1 protein-coding gene is annotated in these 227 nt (G+C 46.7%); it reads right to left on the bottom strand.

What is annotated here, in order from left to right; genetic code table 11:
* On the bottom strand, nucleotides 1-227 hold a 227-nt coding region (locus FC32_RS02085), incomplete at both ends, for a Rib/alpha-like domain-containing protein (protein ID WP_156398997.1).

Raw genomic sequence — 227 nt, 5'->3', positions numbered from 1 at the left:
GGCACTTCATCTTTCGACCCATCTGGATATGTCACTTCTACCGTACCTGGCTTCTCGCCTGGCATCGCTACTTCCACTGAAAATTCCCACATATATTGTGTATCTTTCGGCAAGTCTCCCTTATTAGCTACTCCTGCTTCAGCACTCGGTGCCTTACCTAAATCAGTTTTCACTAACTGGCCCTTTGGGGTATATTCTTCAGCGTCAGTTCCCACTTTAACTTGGAC

The organism is Ligilactobacillus apodemi DSM 16634 = JCM 16172, from assembly GCF_001434405.1.
In the GTDB taxonomy this organism is placed as follows: domain Bacteria; phylum Bacillota; class Bacilli; order Lactobacillales; family Lactobacillaceae; genus Ligilactobacillus; species Ligilactobacillus apodemi.
Note: the sequence above shows the minus strand (reverse complement) of the source record. Positions and strands in the feature narration are given on the sequence as shown.